We start from the raw sequence: 19,189 nt of genomic DNA, 5'->3' as shown, positions 1-19,189 counted from the left end.
ACACGCCCGCGTGCTTGCCACATGAGGTGCGCGATCCGCATACCTTCGAACACAGGAATTGCATACTCGGCAAGACTTTAACCCTCGACTTGAGGTTCAAAGTTCAGAGTTCGCACGAAGGGCCGGAGATGTCGACTAACCAGAACTACCTCGCCGTCATCAAGGTGGTCGGCATCGGCGGCGGCGGCGTCAACGCCGTCAACCGCATGATCGAGCTCGGCCTCAGAGGCGTCGAGTTCATCGCCATCAACACCGATGCGCAGGCGCTCCTCATGAGCGACGCCGACGTCAAGCTCGACGTCGGCCGCGACCTCACCCGCGGACTCGGCGCCGGCGCCGACCCCGAGGTCGGCCGTCGCGCAGCCGAAGATCACGCCGAAGAGATCGAAGAGGCGCTGGCCGGCGCCGACATGGTCTTCGTCACCGCCGGCGAAGGCGGCGGCACCGGCACCGGCGGCGCACCCGTCGTCGCCCGCATCGCCAAGTCCATCGGCGCACTCACCATCGGTGTCGTCACGAAGCCGTTCGGCTTCGAGGGCAAGCGCCGCCAGACGCAGGCCGAGCAGGGCGTCGCGCGCCTGAAGGAAGAGGTCGACACCCTCATCGTGGTGCCGAACGACCGTCTGCTCGAGATCAGCGATCGTGGCATCTCGATGCTCGAGGCGTTCGCCACGGCCGACCAGGTGCTCCTCGCAGGTGTGCAGGGCATCACCGACCTCATCACGACGCCCGGCCTCATCAACCTCGACTTCGCCGACGTGAAGTCGGTCATGCAGGGCGCGGGCTCCGCGCTCATGGGCATCGGCTCCTCGAGGGGGGCAGATCGCGCCATCAAGGCGGCCGAGCTCGCCGTCGCGAGCCCGCTGCTCGAAGCCTCGATCGACGGCGCCCACGGCGTGCTGCTCTCCATCCAGGGCGGCTCGAACCTCGGCATCTTCGAGATCAACGACGCCGCCAGGCTCGTGCAGGAGGCCGTGCACCCCGAGGCGAACATCATCTTCGGCGCGGTCATCGACGACACTCTCGGCGACGAAGTGCGCGTCACCGTCATCGCCGCCGGATTCGACGGCGGGGAGCCGAACGCCAAGCCCGTCGAGGTGCGTCGCGAGCAGCTCGTGCCCGCCGCGGCCTCGGTCGGCGCCGGTGTCGGCGCCTCCGTCGGAGGCTCGTCCGCGGGCGGAGCCGACTCGGCCGACGTGATCGGCGAGATCGACATCGACGAACTCGTCGAGACGGCCAACTGGGGCGGCGCCGAGACGTCGACGGCCGACCAGATCGTCTCCGACCCGGCCTTCGACGCCGACGACGACGACCTCGACATCCCCGACTTCCTGAAGTGACCGAGGAGCGCTCCGCAGGAGTCGACGACCTGCGAGCGCGACTCCAGGTCGTCGCCGAGCGCGTCGACGGGGCCGCCCGCCTCGCCGACCGCGACGCGGCCGACATCCGCACGATCGTCGTGACGAAGTTCCACCCGGCGTCGCTCGTGCGTGACCTCGCATCGCTCGGCGTCACGGATGTCGGTGAGAACCGGCATCAGGAGGCGCAGGCCAAGGCCCGCGACCTCGCCGACCTCGACCTCCGCTGGCACTTCATCGGGCAGCTGCAGAGCAAGAAGGCGCGCCAGGTGCGCGCCTACGCGACAGCGATCCACTCGATCGACCGGGCGGCGCTCGTCGACGCGCTCCGGTCCGACGAGGCATCCGTCGACTGCTTCGTGCAGGTGAACCTCACCGACGACCCCGGACGCGGCGGCGTCGCGCCGACCGAACTCGGTGCGCTCGTCGAGCACGTGCTCGCGACGCCCGGACTCGAGCTGCGCGGCCTCATGGCCGTCGCACCGCTCGACGAACCGGCCCGGCCGGCGTTCGCCCGGGTGCGCGAGCTGTCCGAGCGGATCGTGCAGCCGATCGCGCCTGCAGCGGTGGACCTGTCGATGGGCATGAGCCACGATCTCGAGGAAGCGGTCGCCGAAGGTGCGACACACCTGCGGATCGGCACGGCAATCACGGGCAATCGGCCGTTCGCCGGTTAGCCTCGAAGAGACGGAACACAGACGGAGGCAGCGATGTCCAACCCGCTCAAGAAGACCATGGTCTACCTCGGCCTCGCCGACGAGGAGTTCGAGGCCGAGCCCCGAGAGTCGCCGGCAGCGGCGACACCGGTCGTGCACGCCGCGCCGGCACCCAAGACCGGTGCGGCCGTCACGCCGCTCCGCAAGAACCACATCCAACCGAGCACCCCGCAGGCGGAGATGAACGAGATCCTCACCGTGCACCCGCGTCAGTACCGTGACGCGCAGGTCATCGCCGAGTCCTTCCGCGAGGGAGTCCCGGTCATCATCAATCTCTCCCAGATGTCCGACGGCGACGCCCGTCGGCTCATCGACTTCGCCAGCGGCCTGTCGCAGGGCCTGCACGGCAAGATCGAGCGCGTCACGAGCAAGGTCTTCCTGCTCTCGCCGTCGCACGTGGTCGTCTCGGGGGAGACCGGTGAGGCCGAAGGCGACGTCGACGCGTCGTTCTTCACGCACGCGTAGTCGTCGGTAGGCGCGTTGTCCGTCGTCTGGAGCATCCTCTACTCGCTGCTCGTCCTCTACTTCTTCGTGATGTGGGCGCGATTCGTCCTCGACCTGATCCGCACGTTCAACCGCTCCTGGCGACCCCAGGGCGGATGGCTGGTCGTGGTCGAACTCGTGTACACCGTCACGGACCCGCTCGTGCGCATGTTCCGGCGGTTGATCCCGCCGATCCGCATCGGGCAGGTCGCGCTCGACCTCGGATGGTCGCTGGCTATGCTCGTGGTCATCGTCGCCATGACGGTGGTGTCGTGGCTCGCAGCGGTCGCCTGACGATCTCCTGCGAACCCGGTGCAACGTCCACGGGCGACACTGGGTGATCCGAGTGGACTTTGCTACCGTTTAGCAGAACGCAACGAACAGTTCGAAGATGTGAGGGTGAGAAGCCATGGCGCTAACTCCGGAAGATGTGGTCAACAAGCGCTTCCAGGCGACGAAGTTCCGCGAGGGATACGACCAGGACGAGGTCGACGACTTCCTCGACGAGGTCGTGGTCGAGCTTCGCCGACTGAATCAGGAGAACGAAGAGCTGCGCCAGCGCGTCTCGTCCGCCGAGGCACGCGCTGCCGAGGCGGCGAAGGCCGCGGCATCCGCTCCTGCAGCGGTGCAGGCGCCCGCGTACGCCGAGCCGGTCCCGCAGCCCGCGACCGTCGCCGTCGCCGTTCCCGCTCCGGCCGTGCAGTCCGAGCTCGACGAGCAGACCAGCACCACGAACCTGCTGCAGCTCGCGCGCCGTCTCCACGAGGAGCACGTCCGCGAGGGCATCGAGAAGCGCGACGCGCTCATCGCCGAGGGCCACGCCACGGCAGCCCGTGTCGTCGCCGAGGCCGAGGCCAAGCAGCGCGCCCAGATCGGCGTGCTCGACCAGGAACGCCAGGTGCTCGAGAAGCGCGTCGACGGCCTCCGCCTCTTCGAGCGCGAGTACCGCCAGAAGCTGAAGAGCTACATCGAGGGCCAGCTCCGCGACCTCGACACCGCCGCTCCGGTGCAGGTGCCCGACAACCAGGGCTTCCAGGCCCAGTCGGGTCTCTCGAACGAGCAGGCGCCCACGCCCACCTTCCAGGGCTTTGGAGCCTGACCGGGGCACGAAGACCGGAACCGCGACTGCGCTCGTCGTTCTCGTCCTCGGTGCCCTCGCGGTCTACGGGCTCGATCAGCTGACGAAGTTCCTCGTCGTCTCCAACCTCACCGAGGGCGAGACGGTGCCGGTGCTCGGCGATGCGCTCCAGTGGCACTTCGTTCGAAACCCCGGCGCCGCCTTCTCGCTCGCGAGCGGCATGACGTGGATCTTCACGATCCTCGCGGCCGGCGTGATCACCTTCATCATCTGGTTCGCCCGCCGCATCCGCTCCAAGGCGTGGGGCCTGGTCTTCGGCCTCCTGCTCGGCGGTGTGCTCGGCAACCTGACCGATCGACTCCTGCGGGAGCCCAGCTTCGGCCTCGGGCACGTCGTCGACTTCATCTCGACGCCGTGGCTGATCCCCGCGATCTACAACGTGGCCGACATGGCGATCGTGTCGAGCATGGTGCTGTTCATGATCCTCACGATCCGCGGCGTCGGACTCGACGGGTCGCGCGAGGTCAAGGGCGGCGCGAAGCGCGACGAGCCCGAGACCGACGACGAGGCCTCGAGCGCGCCGGGCACGGCCGACGCGAACCCGAACGTCTCGACCGGCCAGGGCGCGCTGAACGCCCCGGCCGCACGCGAAGCCTGATCGCCGTGGAATCGCGTTCCGTCCCCGTCCCCGACGGGCTCGAAGGCATTCGCGTCGATCAGGGCATCGCCAAGCTGCTCGGGTTCTCGCGCACGCAGGCGGCCGAGATCGCCGCCGCCGGGGGAGTCGTCCTCGACGGCCGCACGCTCGACAAGTCCGACCGACTCCGCGCCGGCGGCTGGCTCGAGGTGAGCTGGCAGCCGCCGCGCAGCGTCGAGGTCGTCGCGATCCCGGTTCCCGACCTCGGCATCGTGCACGACGACGACGACCTCGTCGTGGTCGACAAGCCGGCCGGGGTCGCCGCGCACCCGTCCCTCGGATGGGAGGGCCCGACGGTCGTCGGCGCACTCGCGGCCGCCGGCTTCCGCATCTCGACGTCCGGCGCCCCCGAGCGCCAGGGCATCGTGCACCGGCTCGACGCCGGCACGAGCGGACTCATGGTCGTCGCGAAGTCCGAGCGCGCCTACACCGAGCTCAAGCGGCAGTTCCACGACCGCGAGGTCGAGAAGGTCTACCACACGGTCGTGCAGGGGCACCCCGACCCGCTCGCGGGCACGATCGACGCCCCCGTGGGCCGGCATCCGCGCTCCGAATGGAAGTTCGCGGTCGTCTCCGACGGCAAGCACGCGGTGACCCACTACGAGACCCTCGAGGCGTTCCCGTACGCCTCGCTGCTCGAAGTGCACCTCGAGACCGGGCGCACCCACCAGATCCGCGTGCACATGGCCGCCCAGCGGCATCCGTGCGTCGGCGATGCCATGTACGGCGCCGACCCGACGATCTCGGCCAGGCTCGGGCTCACCCGGCAGTGGCTGCACGCGCACCGGCTGTCGCTGACGCATCCCGCGACCGGCGACTGGGTCACGTTCGAGTCGGAGTACCCGGCCGACCTCGCCGCAGCACTCGAGTCCCTCCGCGTCGACTGACCCGGCGGCACTGACAGAGGGTCGCCGTAGACTCGGACGCGCCCGCAGAACCACCCCTGAGAACCACCCCGCAGCATCCGAAGAGGAGCCCAGTGGCCACCGATTCCTTCGTCCACCTGCACGTGCACAGCGAGTACTCGATGCTCGACGGTGCGGCCAGGGTCGGCGAGCTCGTCACCGCAGCTGCCGAACAGGGCATGCCGGCCGTCGCCGTCACCGACCACGGCAACGTGTTCGGCGCCTACGACTTCTGGAAGCAGGCGACCGATGCCGGCATCAAGCCGATCATCGGCACCGAGGCCTACGTCACGCCCGGAACGCACCGCGGCGACAAGACGCGGATCCGCTGGGGCTCCGGCGGAGGCGACGACGTCTCGGGCTCGGGCGCCTACACGCACATGACCCTGCTCTCGCAGAGCACCGAGGGCATGCACAACCTCTTCCGGCTCTCGAGTCGGGCCTCGCTCGAGGGGTACTACTTCAAGCCGCGCATGGACCGCGAGCTGCTCTCAACCTACGCGTCGGGTCTCATCGCGACGACGGGTTGCCCGTCGGGCGAGGTGCAGACCCGGCTCCGACTCGGGCAGTACGACGAGGCGGTGAAGGCGGCATCCGACTTCCGCGACATCTTCGGCAAGGAGAACTACTTCGCCGAGATCATGGACCACGGGCTCGGCATCGAGCGCCGGATCATGACCGACCTGCACCGGCTCGCGAAGGACCTCGCCCTCCCGCTCGTCGCGACGAACGACCTGCACTACACGCACGCGCACGACGCCAAGAGCCATGCGGCGCTGCTCTGCGTGCAGTCGGGCTCGACGCTCGACGACCCGAACCGGTTCAAGTTCGACGCCGACGAGTTCTACCTCAAGACGGCCGCCGAGATGCGGCAGGTGTTCCGCGACTACCCCGAGGCGTGCGACAACACGCTCCTGATCGCCGAGCGCTGCGACGTGAAGTTCAACACGAGCGCCAACTACATGCCGCGATTCCCCGTGCCCGAGGGCGAAGACGAGCAGAGCTGGTTCGTGAAGGAGGTCGAGCGCGGCCTCCACGTGCGCTACCCGAACGGCATCCCCGACGCGGTGCGCAAGCAGGCCGACTACGAGGTCGGCGTCATCTCGCAGATGGGGTTCCCCGGCTACTTCCTCGTCGTCGCCGACTTCATCAACTGGTCGAAGAACAACGGCATCCGCGTCGGGCCCGGCCGCGGCTCCGGCGCCGGCTCGATGGCCGCGTACGCGATGCGCATCACCGACCTCGACCCGCTGCAGCACGGCCTCATCTTCGAGCGGTTCCTGAACCCCGACCGCGTCTCGATGCCCGACTTCGACGTCGACTTCGACGAGCGTCGTCGCGGCGAGGTCATCCGGTACGTCACCGAGAAGTACGGCGACGAGCGCGTCGCGCAGATCGTCACGTACGGCACGATCAAGGCGAAGCAGGCGCTGAAGGACTCCGGGCGCGTGCTCGGCTTCCCGTTCTCGATGGGCGAGAAGCTCACGAAGGCGATGCCGCCGGCCGTCATGGGCAAGGACATCCCGCTCACCGGCATCTTCGACACGAAGCACCCGCGCTACAAAGAGGCCGCCGACATCCGGGCCATCGTCGAGACCGACCCCGAGGCGAAGACGGTCTTCGAGACCGCGCTCGGGCTCGAGAACCTGAAGCGCCAGTGGGGCGTCCACGCCGCGGGCGTGATCATGTCGAGCGACCCGCTGATCGACATCATCCCGATCATGAAGCGCGAGCAGGACGGCCAGATCGTCACGCAGTTCGACTACCCGGCGTGCGAGTCGCTCGGCCTGATCAAGATGGACTTCCTGGGGCTGCGCAACCTCACCATCATCGACGACGCCCTCGACAACATCGAGGCGAACCGCGGCATCCGACCGGTGCTCGAAGACCTCGCCCTCGACGACGCCGGCGCGTACGAACTGCTCGGCAAGGGCGACACGCTGGGCGTGTTCCAGCTCGACGGCGGCCCGATGCGTGCGCTGCTGCGCCTCATGAAGCCCGACAACTTCGAGGACATCTCGGCCGTCATCGCGCTCTACCGACCGGGCCCGATGGGCGCGAACTCGCACACCAACTACGCACTCCGCAAGAACGCGCTGCAGGAGATCACGCCGATCCACCCCGAGTTCTCGGAGTCGCTGAAGGACATCCTCGACACGAGCTACGGCCTGATCATCTATCAGGAGCAGGTCATGGCGATCGCCCAGCGCGTCGCAGGGTTCTCGCTCGGTCAGGCCGACATCCTGCGCCGCGCGATGGGCAAGAAGAAGAAGTCCGAGCTCGACAAGCAGTACGAGGGCTTCGCGGGCGGCATGAAGGCCAACGGGTACTCGGATGCCGCGATCCAGAAGCTCTGGGAGATCCTGCTGCCCTTCTCCGACTACGCCTTCAACAAGGCCCACTCGGCTGCGTACGGCGTGCTCAGCTACTGGACCGCGTACCTCAAGGCGCATTACCCCGCCGAGTACATGGCCGCCCTGCTGACGAGCGTCGGCGACGCCCGCGACAAGCTCGCGCTGTACCTCAACGAGTGCCGTCGCATGGGCATCAAGGTGCTGCCGCCCGACGTCAACGAGTCGATCGGCTACTTCGCCGCCGTCGGCGAGGACATCCGCTTCGGACTCGGCGCGGTGCGCAACGTCGGCTTCAACGTGGTCGACGGCATCCGCGGCGCCCGTGAGGCGAAGGGCCGCTTCGAGTCGTTCCAGGACTTCCTGAAGAAGTCGCCGCTCCAGGTCGCGAACAAGCGCACCGTCGAGTCCCTCGTGAAGGCCGGTGCCTTCGACTCGCTCGGCCACACCCGCCGGGCCCTCGTCGAGATCCACGAGAGCGCGGTCGAGTCGGTCGTGAAGGAGAAGCGGGCCGAAGAGGTGGGCGACTTCGGGTTCGACTTCGACAGCCTCTTCGACGAGAGCGAGCGCGACGCCGCGCCGTCGCTGGTGCCCGATCGTCCGGAGTGGCCGAAGAAGCAGAAGCTCGCCTTCGAACGCGACATGCTCGGGCTCTACGTGTCCGACCACCCGCTCGCGGGCCTCGAGGCGCCCCTCGCGAAGCACGCCTCGATCACGATCACCGAGCTCATGACCTCCGACGCCACGCAGGACGCCGACACCGTCACGGTCGCCGGACTCGTCACGAGCGTGCAGCACCGCGTCGCGAAGGCCTCGGGCAATCAGTACGGCATGATCACGGTCGAGGACTTCTCGGGCGAGATCACCGTGATGTTCATGGGCAAGGCCTACCAGGAGTTCGCGCCGGGCCTGCAGGCCGACTCGATCGTGGTCGTCCGCGGCCGCGTGAGCATGCGCGACGACGGCATGAACCTGCACGCCTACAGCGTGATCACGCCCGAACTCGGCCAGGACGACGACTCGGGCATCGTGCGGATCACGATCCCCGACCAGCGGGCGACGCAGGAGACGACGGAGGCGCTTCGAGAGGTGCTCGTGCGCCACCAGGGCGACACCGAGGTGCGGATCACCCTCACGAAGGGGCGCGTCGGACGGGTCTTCGAGGTGGGGCAGTACCCCGTCAAGGTGACGGCCGACCTCTACGGCGAGCTCAAGAGCCTGCTCGGGCCCGGCTGCCTCCTGTGACGTTGCCGACGGGCGTTCGCGCGCCCGATCGGTACGCTGGGAGCATCATGCTGCGCACCATCGATCTCCGCGGTTCCCGTCCGTCCCCAGCCGAGCTGCTCGCGCTGGTTCCCCGTGCCGAGACGGATGTCACGGCCGCGCTCGCGCCCGCCGGGCGCATCATCGACGAGGTGCGGGAGCACGGCGGGCAGGCGCTGCTCGACCAGGCCGAACGGTTCGACGGAGTTCGTCCCGCTGCGATCCGCGTGCCCGCCGAAGAGCTGCGCGCCGCGCTCGAGGCGCTCGACCCCGCCGTGCGCGAGGCCGTCGAGTCCACGATCGCCCGCGTGCGCGCCGCGAGCGCCGCGCAGGTGCCCGTGCCGGTCACGACCGTGCTCGCGCCGGGCGCCGTGATCGAGCAGCGCTGGCAACCCGTCGAGCGCGTCGGCCTCTACGTGCCGGGCGGCAAGGCCGTGTACCCGTCGAGCGTCGTGATGAACGTCGTGCCCGCGCAGGTCGCCGGAGTGCGGTCGATCGCGCTCGCATCGCCGCCGCAGGCCGACCACGACGGGCGCATCCACCCGACCATCGCCGCGGTCGCCGCGCTCCTCGGCGTCGACGAGGTCTACGCCATGGGCGGCGCGGGCGCGATCGGCGCCTTCGCGTACGGCGTCCCCGATCTCGGCGTCCTGCCCGTGCAGCGGGTCACCGGGCCGGGCAACGTGTTCGTCGCGGCCGCCAAGCGGCTGGTCGCCGGGGTCACGGGCATCGACGCCGAAGCCGGGCCCACCGACATCCTCGTGATCGCCGATGCGAGCGCCGACGCCGACTTCGTGGCCGCCGACCTCGTGAGCCAGGCCGAGCACGACGAGCTCGCGGCATCCGTGCTCGTGACCGATTCGGCGGAGTTCGCCGAGGCGGTGCGCGAACGTCTCGAGACGCGTGTCGCCGCGACGAAGCACTCGGCACGTGTGCGGGCCGCGGTCGAGGGGCCGCAGTCGGCGCTCGTGCTGGTCGACGACCTCGAGCAGGCGGCGGCCTTCGCGAACGCGTTCGGCGCCGAGCACCTCGAGATCCAGGTCGCCGATGTCGATGCCACGCTCGCGCGCATCGAGAACGCCGGTGCGATCTTCGTCGGGCCCCACTCGCCCGTGAGCCTCGGCGACTACGCCGCCGGTTCGAACCACGTGCTGCCGACCGGCGGCACCGCGCGTCACGTGTCGGGGCTGTCTGCTGCGACGTTCCTGCGCCCGCAGCAGGTCGTGCGCTACGACGAGGCCGCACTCCGTGCGGTCGCGCCCGTCATCGCGACGCTCTCGGCCGAGGAGGACCTGCCGGCGCACGGCGAGGCCGTCACCGCGCGCTTCGAACGCTGAGGCGGGCCGGCGCAGGCGACGGCGAGCAGATGCCGGTCGGCATCGACGTGCGCGCGGACGCCCGCTGACCGGCGAGAGCCGTTCCGACCCCGCTAGGCTTGAACCACCATGTACTGTCCGTTCTGCCGCCACCCGGATTCCCGAGTCATCGATTCCCGTACGAGCGACGACGGGCTCTCGATCCGTCGTCGGCGTCAGTGCCCGGAGTGCGGAGGACGGTTCTCGACGACCGAGACCGCGAGCCTCTCGGTGATCAAGCGCAGCGGCGTGACCGAGCCGTTCAGCCGCGAGAAGGTCGTGCTCGGCGTCAAGAAGGCCTGCCAGGGCCGCCCGGTGACCGACTCCGACCTCGCGGTGCTCGCGCAGACCGTCGAGGAGACGATCCGCTCGACCGGCACCTCGCAGATCGAGGCGAACGACATCGGCCTCGCGATCCTCCCGCCGCTGCGCGACCTCGACGAGGTGGCGTACCTGCGGTTCGCGAGCGTGTACCAGGCGTTCGAGTCGCTCGACGACTTCGAGTCGGCGATCGGCCAGTTGCGCGAGGCGCACGGCCGCCTCCCCGCGCGCCCCGTGGAGTAGCGCGCGTTCGTCGGGCTCGGAACTCCGATAGCCTGATGGGCGGTATGTACGGACTTGTCTTCTCCCTCTTCTTCTCCCGCATGGACCCCGAAGACGCGCATCACCTCGCGTTCCGGGTGATCCGTGCGCTGCCCACGCTCGGAATCGGGCGGGTGGTCGAGCAGTTCACGAAGCCCGATCCGTCACTCGCCGTCGAGACGCTCGGCCTGACGTTCCCGTCGCCGTTCGGCGTCGCCGCCGGCTTCGACAAAGACGGCTTCGCGGTGCGCGGCCTCGGCAATCTCGGTTTCGGCCATGTCGAGGTCGGCACGATCACCGCGATCGCGCAGCCGGGCAACGACCGTCCGCGGCTGTTCCGCCTCATCGGCGACCGCGCGCTCGTGAACCGCATGGGCTTCAACAACGGCGGGGCGGATGCCGCGGTCGGCCGACTCTCGCGACTGTCGCGTCGCCGTCGGCGGCCCGTGCTGGGCGTGAACATCGGCAAGAGCCGGGTCACGGCCGTCGAAGACGCGGTGGGCGACTACGAGCGCAGCACGCGCGTGCTCGCGCCGTTCGCCGACTACCTCGTGGTCAACGTGAGCTCGCCGAACACGCCGGGCCTCCGCGGGCTGCAGGAGCTCGACGCGCTCGCCCCGCTGCTCGAGGCGGTTCGCGCCGCATCGGGCAGCACGCCGCTGCTCGTGAAGATCGCTCCCGACCTCGTCGACGACGAGGTCGTGCGCATCTGCGAGCTCGCGTCGCGCCTCGGGCTCGACGGCATCATCGCGACGAACACGACGATCTCACGCGAGGGCCTCCGCGCCTCTGCGGCCGAGATCGAGCGCATCGGCGCAGGCGGACTGTCGGGCGCTCCGCTCGCGGCCCGTTCGCTCGAGGTGCTCGGCCTGGTGCGTGCGAACGTGCCCGGGTCGATGTGCGTGATCTCGGTCGGCGGCGTCGAGACGGCCGCAGACGTGCAGGCGCGGCTCGACGCGGGTGCGAACCTCGTGCAGGGGTACTCCGCGTTCATCTACCGCGGGCCGCTCTGGGCCCGGCAGATCAACCGCGGACTCGCCCGCGTGCGCCGCGAGCGCGGCGCCGCGGCATCCGTCACCGTCTGAGGCGCCGCCGCACGCTGCCGGCCGCAGCGCGGGCCTCGGGTCAGAGCAGGCCGGCCTCGGCGAGCTGGTCGGCCATCGTCGAACCGTCGGTGGCCGCGACCCACGGCACCGTCACCTCGACCTGCGACGCCTTGCCGCGCCCGCCGGCGAGCACGGCCTCGCCCTTCGAGAGCTGCCTGATGGCGATCGCCGCCACGTGGTCGGGGAACTCGGCCGCGAAGTCGGCGTAGATGACCTCGTCGTGCTGGCCGTCGTCGCCGATGAGGAGCCACCGGATGCCGGGGAACTCGCCGGCGAGGCGACGCAGGTTCTCCTCCTTGTGGGCGCGACCGCTGCGGAACCACCGGTCGTGCGTCGGTCCCCAGTCGGTGAGCAGCAGTGGGCCAGCGGGGTACAGGTTGCGCGAGAGGAACCGGTTGAGCGTCGGTGCGACGTTCCAGGCGCCCGTGGAGAGGTAGAGCACCGGCACGCCCGGGTGGGCGCGCACGAGGCGCTCGTAGAGCACCGACATGCCCTGGGTGGGCATGCGCGCGTGCTCGTCGAGCACGAACGTGTTCCAGAAGGCGACGAACGGCCGGGGGAGCGCCGTGACCATGACGGTGTCGTCGACGTCGGAGATGATGCCGAAGGACACGTCGGGATCGAGCACCTGGATCGGTGCGGTGACCTTGTCGGAACCCGGGGTGCTGAGCGTCGCCTCGTGCCATCCGGGCGCCAGCGACACCGGGACGCGCGTGTCGACCACGCCGCCGCGGTCGGTCAGCACCTCGATGGTCTGCCCGCCGACCTCGATGATCACGGGCACGTTGCCGACCGGGGCGCTCGTGAAGCTGCGCCAGCCGCGGATGCCCTGCTCGCGCCGCTTGCGGCGCCGGGGAGAGGTCTCGTCGGGCGAGATGCGTCGGCTCAGCAGCACACGGCAGAGCACGCGCACCCACTCGGTGGAGCCGTAGCCCGTGTACGGGACCACCGTCGGCACCTGCCCGCGGCTGCGCGCCCATCGAACGTGCTGGACGTGGATCCAGTCCTCGATGCGCGCGGCGCGGTGCCGGACCTCGCGCTCGCTCGATCCGGCCGGATCAGGGGGGCTCGCCGGCATCCACTCAGTCTGTCATGCCGAAGCGGACGCACGTGAAACGCTCAGGTTGCGTGGTCATCCGGTCGCTTCGACGGCCGGTAGAGTTGACCGCGCAAACTGAGGAGGTTCCGTGCCGAATGTCGACCTGATCCTCGGGGCCGATTCGAGCAGGAAACGCTCAGTCCGCACCGAGCCGACACAACGACGCAGTTCGCAGCGCCTCGACGCGCTGCTCGACGCTGCGGCCGAGATCGTCGACGAGTCCGGATTCGAGCGACTCACGACGCAGATGGTCGCCGAGCGCGCCGGCGCCTCGATCGGCACGGTCTACCGGTACTTCCCCGACCGCGTCGCCGTGGTGGAGGCGCTGCGCGAGCGCGCGATCCAGCGGTTCCGCGAGCGGGTCGCCGATGAGCTCGAGCGCGCCACCCCCGCGACGTGGTGGGACCTCATCGACATCTCGCTCGACGCCTGCATCGCGCTGTACCGCGACGAGCCCGGCTTCACCGTCGTGCACGCCGGTCACCGCGATCGCGGCGAAGACCACGAGCCCGAGTTCGCAGCCCGCATGGCGCAGCTGATCGCGGCCGAGTTCGAGATCGACCTCGAGGCCGAAGAGCTCGGATTCCGCATCGGCATCGCACTCGAGGTCGCCGACTCGCTCATCAACCGGGCGTTCGAGCGCTCGATCGACGGCGACGAGCGCTACCTCGCCGAGGCCCGCGCACTCGTGCAGTCCTACCTGCGCGAGCACCTCGGCATGCCGCGAGCGGCCAGCACCGCCGCCTGATCCCGGCCGCCCGCACGCGGGCCGAGCTTCGCACCCGGTTCACCGGGCCCGTCCGTGACGCCGTCTTTCGACGCGCGCGGGCTTCGCGTTGCCTCGTGCCCGTTTAGGTGTTTGGCTGGGGACTTGCAGTTCGAACGACCGTTCGAACGGGGTGTGAGGCGGCCATGATCGAGTTCCGCGGTGTCACGAAGCAGTATCCCGACGGCACACTCGCGATCGAGCACGTCGACATCGTGATCCAGCCGCGCACCATCACGGTGCTCGTCGGCTCCTCCGGATCGGGCAAGACCACGCTGCTCCGCATGATCAACCGCATGGTCGACCCGACCAGCGGCCAGGTGCTCGTCGACGGCACGGATGTCGCGACCGTCGATCCGGTGCGCCTGCGCCGCAGCATCGGGTACGTGATGCAGAACGGCGGACTGCTTCCGCACCGACGCATCGTCGACAACGTCGCCACGGTCCCGTTGCTGCGGGGCGTCGCGAAGTCGGCGGCCAGGGCGCGCTCGCTCGAGCTCCTCGACACCGTGGGGCTCGACCGCGGTCTCGCCGACAAGTATCCGCGTCAACTCTCCGGGGGTCAGCAGCAGCGGGTCGGGGTGGCTCGAGCCCTCGCGGCGGACCCGAACATCCTGCTGATGGACGAGCCGTTCGGCGCGGTCGACCCGATCGTGCGGCTCGAGCTCCAGACCGAACTCCGGCGCCTCCAGAGCGCGCTCGACAAGACCGTGGTCTTCGTGACGCACGACATCGACGAGGCCTTCGCCCTGGCCGACCAGATGGTCATCCTCCGCACCGGCGGCATCGTGGCGCAGATCGGCACCCCGGCCGAGGTGCTGGCACACCCCGCCGACGACTTCGTCGCCTCGTTCATCGGGGCCGACCGCGGCCAGCGTCGGCTGCGCCTGCAGCCGCGCGACCCCGCGAGCGGTCGGATCGTCGTCGTCGATTCGGCCGGCCGGCCGGCCGGCCTCATCGAAGACGACCATGCATCGATCGGAGACGGTGCGTCGCCCGACGTGAAAGCCTCATGAACTGGCTCATCTCGAACTTCGACCTCGTCGTGGGACTGACCGTCAACCACATCCGCCTGAGCGTCGTCCCGATCATCGTGGGCTTCGTCGTCGCCGTGCCGCTCGCTCGGATCGCCGTGACGGGGCGCACGGCACGCGCCGTCATCATCACCTCGACGAGCCTGCTCTACACGATCCCGTCGCTGCCGCTGTTCGTGATCCTCCCGGCCATCATCGGCACCAAGGTGCTGAGCGACATCAACCTGATCGTCGCGTTGTCGATCTACGCGGTCGCGATCATGGTGCGCGCGGCCGCCGATGCATTCACGTCGGTCCCGGTCGACGTCAAGCAGGCCTCGCTCGCGATGGGCTACTCGCGGTGGCAGCAGTTCTGGCGGGTCGAGTTCCCGCTCGCGGGGCCCGTGCTGCTGGCCGGCATGCGGGTCGTCTCCGTCTCCACCATCGCGCTCGTCTCGGTCGGCGTCCTGATCGGGTCGCAGAACCTCGGCTACCTGTTCACGAACGGCAAGCAGCGCAACATCCTCGAGGAGGTCGCGACGGGCATCGTCGCGAGCCTGCTCATCGCTCTCGTCTTCGACCTGATCCTCGTGCTGCTCGGCCGGCTGCTGCTGCCCTGGAACCGGAAGAACGGATCCAGGTCGGCCCAGGCCGATTCGGTTCGCCTTCCGATCACGGTGGGTGATGTCGGATGAACCTCTTCATCGACGCCTTCGCCTGGATCTTCGACCCGGCCAACTGGGTCGCCGGAGCACAGTCGCCGCTGCCCATTCAAGACCGTCTCGCCGAACACCTGCTCTATACGTTCGTGGCGGTCCTGATCGCAGCGCTCATCGCGCTCCCACTGGGCTTCTACATCGGCCACACGGGCAAGGGCAGGCAGTTCGTCATCTCGTTCACGGGAGGCATGCGTGCCCTCCCCACGCTCGGCGTGCTGTTCTTCCTCACGATGGTCCTCGGCTACTCGATGGTCAGCACGACGGCCAACTTCCTCGGCACGATGATCGCGCTGGTCCTCCTCGCGATCCCGTCGATCCTCGCCGGCGCCTACTCCGGACTCGAGTCCGTCGATCGGCAGACCATCGACTCCGCCCGTGCCAGCGGCATGACCGAACTCCAGATCCTCGTCAAGGTCGAGATCCCGCTGTCGCTCCCGCTCATCGTCGGCGGACTGCGTTCCGGTGTGCTCCAGGTCATCGCGACGGTCGTCATCGCGTCGTACGTGGGACTCGGCGGCCTCGGGCGGATCATCGCCAGCGGCATCGGGTTGAACGACTACAACCGGATCCTCGGCGGCGCCATCCTCATCACCGCGCTCGCCCTCCTCGTGGACGGCGTCTTCGCGGTCATCCAGAGACTCACTGCGACGCCGGGTGTCGGCGGTCCAGCCGACACTGGTCGGAGTGCGGTTCGTCGGCAGGCACAGCGTCAGCCGGCGACGGTGGGAACACCGAACCAAGAGAGGGAATGACATGAGCATGTTCAAGAAAGGCCGGATCGCCGCAGGCGTTGTCGCGGTCGGAGCCATCGTGGCTCTGGCAGGGTGCGCCTCAGGAGATCCCACCGCCCCCGAGACCGACGCCGCCGGAGGCAGCGGCGACGCGATCGTCGTGGGTTCGTTCGCGTTCCCCGAGAGCGAGATCCTCGGCGAGATCTACGCCCAGGCGCTCACCGCGCAGGGCTTCGACGTCTCGACGAAGTTCAACATCGGGCCGCGCCAGCAGACCATCCCCGCGCTGCAGGACGGATCGATCAACCTGATTCCCGAGTACAACGGAAACCTGCTCGCCTACTACGACACGGAATTCGCCGAGCGCACGACCGAAGACGTCGACGCCGCCCTGGTCGACGCCGTCGCGGCCGACGACCTCGTCGTCTACGCCTCGGCCGAGGCCGAGGACAAGGACGCCTACGTCGTCACGAGCGAGTTCGCCACGGCGAACAACCTCAAGGCCATCGGCGACCTCGCCGCCGTGCAGCCGTTCAGCCTCGGCGCCAACCCGCAGTTCGCCGAGCTCGGCTACGGCATCCCGGGGCTCGCCTCGGTCTACGGCGTGACGGATGTCACCTTCGTGCCGTACGAGGACTACGGCGGACCCGACACGGTCAAGGCGCTGACCGACGACACCGTCCAGGTCGCCGACATCTACACGACGTCGCCCGACCTCAAGGCGAAGGATCTCGTGGTCCTCGACGACCCCGAGAACCTGATCGCCGCCCAGAACGTGATCCCGCTCCTCTCGAGCTCGATCGCCTCCGACGAGCTGCAGAAGGCGCTCGACGCCATCTCGGCGAAGCTCACGACCGACGACCTGATCGACCTGCGCAACCGGGTCGAGGGCGACGAGAAGGCTTCGGCCAGCACCGCCGCGAAGGACTGGCTCACCGAGAACGGACTGATCTAGGCGCCATCGGCCGTGCGGGGGTCGGGGACTTCGGTCTCCGGCCCCTTCGGCCGTTCCGGGGCGACCTCCGTCATGTGGCGGGCCTCGGAGCGGATGAGCCAGCGCTTGACCGCCCAGACGGCCACCAGGAAGACGACGATGACGGCGACGAAGAGGTAGCCGGCCCAGTGCAGGTCGCGGCTCAGCTCGCGGTAGCCGCCGGCGGCGGCGGATCCGACCGAGACGTACGCGAACGCCCAGAGCACGCAGGCCGGCACCGTCCAGGCCATGAACCTGCGGTAGCGCATGTCGCTCATGCCGACCGTGAGCGGGATGAGCGAGTGCAGCACGGGCAGGAACCGCGAGACGAAGACCGCGGGGCCGCCACGTCGCGCGAGGTAGACCTGCGCCCGACGCCAGTTGTGGTCGCCGATGCGCTGCCCGAGCCGTGAGCGCTGGATGTGGGGGCCGAACCACCGACCGAGGGCGAAGCCGATGCTCTCGCCGATGAGCGCGCCCACGATGACCGTGAGGGTCAGGGCGAGGTACTCGACGACGCCCTCGACCGCGGTGGAGGCGACGAGCACGATCGTGTCGCCCGGGACGACGAGGCCGACGAGCACCGAGGTCTCCAACATGATGCCGAGCCCGGCGAGCAGCGTGCGCGCCACGGGGTCGACGCTCTGCACCGTGTTCAGGATCCAGTCGAGGATCTCGTTCATCGTTCGAGCGTATCCGCGGCCGCTGAGGGGCGCATCAGACTACGGGGTGATTCCGAGGCGCGCGACGCGGGCGGCGAGCATCGCGTGATCGGGGGCGATGCCGCCCGAGTCGGCGTACGCTCCCGGCTCGCCGGCGCTGCCGACCAGCAGGATCGCGGAGCGGAGCGTGGTGTCTCCGACCTCGCGTCTGGCCTCGTCGTCGGCGAGCATCTCGGTGAGCAGGGACACCGCACGCTCGGCGCGGTTCGCGATCGGGAACCACGGCAGCGCGCTGTGCCAGGCACGGAACGAGAGCAGGACGAGGTGGTGGAACTGGTCGAGGTGCGCGCGCTCGTGCGCGATGACGGCGGCGAGCTCGGCGGGCTCGAGTGCGTCGACGAGGCCGTCGGTCAGTACCGTCGCCGTGCGGATGCCGGGTACGCAATAGGCGAGCGGCTCGGGGTGGGCGAGCACCCGGGTGCGCGGGACGCCGGGCATCGGGTCGCCGAGGAGGGCGATGAGCTGGTGCTGGCGCCGACGCTCGCGCTCCGCGCGCACGGCCGTGAGTCCGAGGTTCGCCAGGAGGTGGATCGCGAGGCCGATCGCCAGCGTGATGGAAGCGAGGTGCACGATCGCGTACTCGGCGGGGATCGCACCGTGCAGTGCGGCGGGCAGGAGATGCTCGATCGCGCCCGAGAGCGAGCCGGCGGGAGAGGCGCCGAAGGCGAGCAGGGAGCCGATCATCGAGAGCGCGCCGGCGAGGGCGATCGCCTGCCACAGGGCGAGTGCGATCGCGGGGGAGCGGGACGGCCACGCAGCTCGCGACAGCGCCATGGGCACCGGCCAGGCCAGGGCCACGGCGAGGGCGCCGAGCACGAGGGCGAGGGGGATCACGTCAGTGGTGTGCGAGCTCGTCGAGGAGCCGGCGCAACGTGGCGGCCTCCCGGTCGCTCACGGTTCCGACGAAACGCGCGAGGGCGGCGTCGCGGTCGCTCGAACGGTCGAGCACCTCGTGCATGAGCTCGGCGGTGTGCTCCTCGCGGGAGAGCAGCGCCCGGTAGCGGTGCGGCCGCTGGTCGCGCGACCGGGTGACGAAGCCCTTGCGCTCGAGGCGGGAGAGCACGGTCAGCACGGTGGTCGTGGCGACGGCGCGGCCGGTCGAGTCGGGACGCAGCACGAGGGCGTCGCGGAGCTCGTTCGCGGACACGTCGGCGTCGCTGTTCCAGAGCACCTCCATCACGGAGCGCTCCAACTCGCCAAGACTCGCCATGGCTCCAGACTACCGCCGCGAGCCTGAATGTTCTACGCTCTGTAGAAGAACGGCTCGCGAAG

General features: G+C 69.5%; 20 protein-coding genes. 16 read left to right on the top strand and 4 right to left on the bottom strand.

Annotated elements, in window-relative coordinates:
• Window positions 1–128 precede the first annotated feature (128 nt).
• The 11 genes from ftsZ (at window position 129) to GQR16_RS06610 (ending at window position 11,873) form a co-directional block, all read left to right on the top strand.
• Window positions 129–1,340: a cell division protein FtsZ gene (gene ftsZ / locus GQR16_RS06660; protein WP_157414377.1), complete on the top strand. Its 1,212-nt coding sequence runs from the start codon at window positions 129–131 to the stop codon at window positions 1,338–1,340.
• On the top strand, window positions 1,337–2,035 hold the full coding sequence (locus GQR16_RS06655) for a YggS family pyridoxal phosphate-dependent enzyme (protein ID WP_157414376.1): 699 nt from the start codon (window positions 1,337–1,339) through the stop codon (window positions 2,033–2,035). Before ftsZ ends, GQR16_RS06655 begins: the two co-directional genes overlap by 4 nt.
• A gap of 33 nt (window positions 2,036–2,068) precedes the next feature.
• Window positions 2,069–2,539, top strand: coding sequence for a cell division protein SepF (locus tag GQR16_RS06650; RefSeq protein WP_055858490.1), 471 nt, complete (start codon window positions 2,069–2,071; stop codon window positions 2,537–2,539).
• Window positions 2,540–2,554: 15 nt separating this feature from the next.
• Complete coding sequence (locus GQR16_RS06645) at window positions 2,555–2,851, top strand: YggT family protein (RefSeq protein WP_246200594.1); 297 nt, start codon at window positions 2,555–2,557, stop codon at window positions 2,849–2,851.
• Between the two features lie 115 nt (window positions 2,852–2,966).
• A complete protein-coding gene (locus tag GQR16_RS06640; protein ID WP_157414375.1) occupies window positions 2,967–3,656 on the top strand; it encodes a DivIVA domain-containing protein in 690 nt (229 codons plus the stop codon).
• Complete coding sequence (gene lspA / locus GQR16_RS06635) at window positions 3,646–4,293, top strand: signal peptidase II (RefSeq protein WP_157414374.1); 648 nt, start codon at window positions 3,646–3,648, stop codon at window positions 4,291–4,293. Before GQR16_RS06640 ends, lspA begins: the two co-directional genes overlap by 11 nt.
• Window positions 4,294–4,298: 5 nt before the next feature.
• Window positions 4,299–5,219, top strand: coding sequence for an RluA family pseudouridine synthase (locus GQR16_RS06630; RefSeq protein WP_157414373.1), 921 nt, complete (start codon window positions 4,299–4,301; stop codon window positions 5,217–5,219).
• 140 nt (window positions 5,220–5,359) lie between these two features.
• Window positions 5,360–8,833, top strand: coding sequence for a DNA polymerase III subunit alpha (dnaE, locus tag GQR16_RS06625; RefSeq protein WP_246200620.1), 3,474 nt, complete (start codon window positions 5,360–5,362; stop codon window positions 8,831–8,833).
• 47 nt (window positions 8,834–8,880) lie between these two features.
• Window positions 8,881–10,188, top strand: a complete 1,308-nt coding sequence (gene hisD / locus GQR16_RS06620) for a histidinol dehydrogenase (RefSeq protein WP_157414371.1) — start codon at window positions 8,881–8,883, stop codon at window positions 10,186–10,188.
• 108 nt (window positions 10,189–10,296) lie between these two features.
• Complete coding sequence (gene nrdR / locus GQR16_RS06615; RefSeq protein WP_067877089.1) at window positions 10,297–10,770, top strand: transcriptional regulator NrdR; 474 nt, start codon at window positions 10,297–10,299, stop codon at window positions 10,768–10,770.
• Between the two features lie 44 nt (window positions 10,771–10,814).
• On the top strand, window positions 10,815–11,873 hold the full coding sequence (locus GQR16_RS06610; RefSeq protein WP_157414370.1) for a quinone-dependent dihydroorotate dehydrogenase: 1,059 nt from the start codon (window positions 10,815–10,817) through the stop codon (window positions 11,871–11,873).
• A gap of 40 nt (window positions 11,874–11,913) precedes the next feature.
• Here GQR16_RS06610 and GQR16_RS06605 read toward each other — a convergent pair whose 3' ends face one another.
• The gene (locus GQR16_RS06605; protein ID WP_157414369.1) at window positions 11,914–12,972 is read right to left on the bottom strand and encodes an App1 family protein phosphatidate phosphatase; all 1,059 of its coding nucleotides are present in this window, start codon (window positions 12,970–12,972) and stop codon (window positions 11,914–11,916) included.
• A 109-nt stretch (window positions 12,973–13,081) separates the two neighbouring features.
• On the opposite strand from GQR16_RS06605, the gene GQR16_RS06600 reads away from it, so the two are divergent.
• The 5 genes from GQR16_RS06600 (at window position 13,082) to GQR16_RS06580 (ending at window position 17,177) form a co-directional block, all read left to right on the top strand.
• On the top strand, window positions 13,082–13,741 hold the full coding sequence (locus tag GQR16_RS06600; protein ID WP_157414368.1) for a TetR/AcrR family transcriptional regulator: 660 nt from the start codon (window positions 13,082–13,084) through the stop codon (window positions 13,739–13,741).
• A gap of 164 nt (window positions 13,742–13,905) precedes the next feature.
• Entirely contained in the window at window positions 13,906–14,775 is an 870-nt protein-coding gene (locus GQR16_RS06595; RefSeq protein WP_157414367.1) for an ABC transporter ATP-binding protein, read from the top strand.
• Entirely contained in the window at window positions 14,772–15,467 is a 696-nt protein-coding gene (locus GQR16_RS06590; protein WP_157414366.1) for an ABC transporter permease, read from the top strand. The genes GQR16_RS06595 and GQR16_RS06590 overlap by 4 nt, the downstream gene beginning before the upstream one ends.
• Window positions 15,464–16,243, top strand: coding sequence for an ABC transporter permease (locus tag GQR16_RS06585; protein WP_157414365.1), 780 nt, complete (start codon window positions 15,464–15,466; stop codon window positions 16,241–16,243). Before GQR16_RS06590 ends, GQR16_RS06585 begins: the two co-directional genes overlap by 4 nt.
• A 58-nt stretch (window positions 16,244–16,301) precedes the next feature.
• Window positions 16,302–17,177 (top strand): ABC transporter substrate-binding protein, encoded by an 876-nt coding sequence (locus GQR16_RS06580; protein ID WP_170298431.1) that lies wholly within the window; start codon window positions 16,302–16,304, stop codon window positions 17,175–17,177.
• Here GQR16_RS06580 and GQR16_RS06575 read toward each other — a convergent pair.
• Genes GQR16_RS06575 through GQR16_RS06565 form a run of 3 tightly spaced genes read right to left on the bottom strand, consistent with a single transcriptional unit; the run spans window position 17,174 to window position 19,127 of the window.
• On the bottom strand, window positions 17,174–17,878 hold the full coding sequence (locus GQR16_RS06575; RefSeq protein ID WP_157414363.1) for a DedA family protein: 705 nt from the start codon (window positions 17,876–17,878) through the stop codon (window positions 17,174–17,176). The two genes, GQR16_RS06580 and GQR16_RS06575, sit on opposite strands and share 4 nt — an antisense overlap.
• A 39-nt stretch (window positions 17,879–17,917) precedes the next feature.
• Window positions 17,918–18,751, bottom strand: coding sequence for a M56 family metallopeptidase (locus GQR16_RS06570; RefSeq protein ID WP_157414362.1), 834 nt, complete (start codon window positions 18,749–18,751; stop codon window positions 17,918–17,920).
• A gap of 1 nt (window position 18,752) precedes the next feature.
• Window positions 18,753–19,127: a BlaI/MecI/CopY family transcriptional regulator gene (locus GQR16_RS06565; protein WP_157414361.1), complete on the bottom strand. Its 375-nt coding sequence runs from the start codon at window positions 19,125–19,127 to the stop codon at window positions 18,753–18,755.
• Between the last annotated feature and the right edge of the window lie 62 nt (window positions 19,128–19,189).

Source organism: Agromyces allii (assembly GCF_009749385.1).
GTDB lineage: Bacteria > Actinomycetota > Actinomycetes > Actinomycetales > Microbacteriaceae > Agromyces > Agromyces allii.
This window is presented reverse-complemented; position numbering and strand designations above follow the sequence as displayed.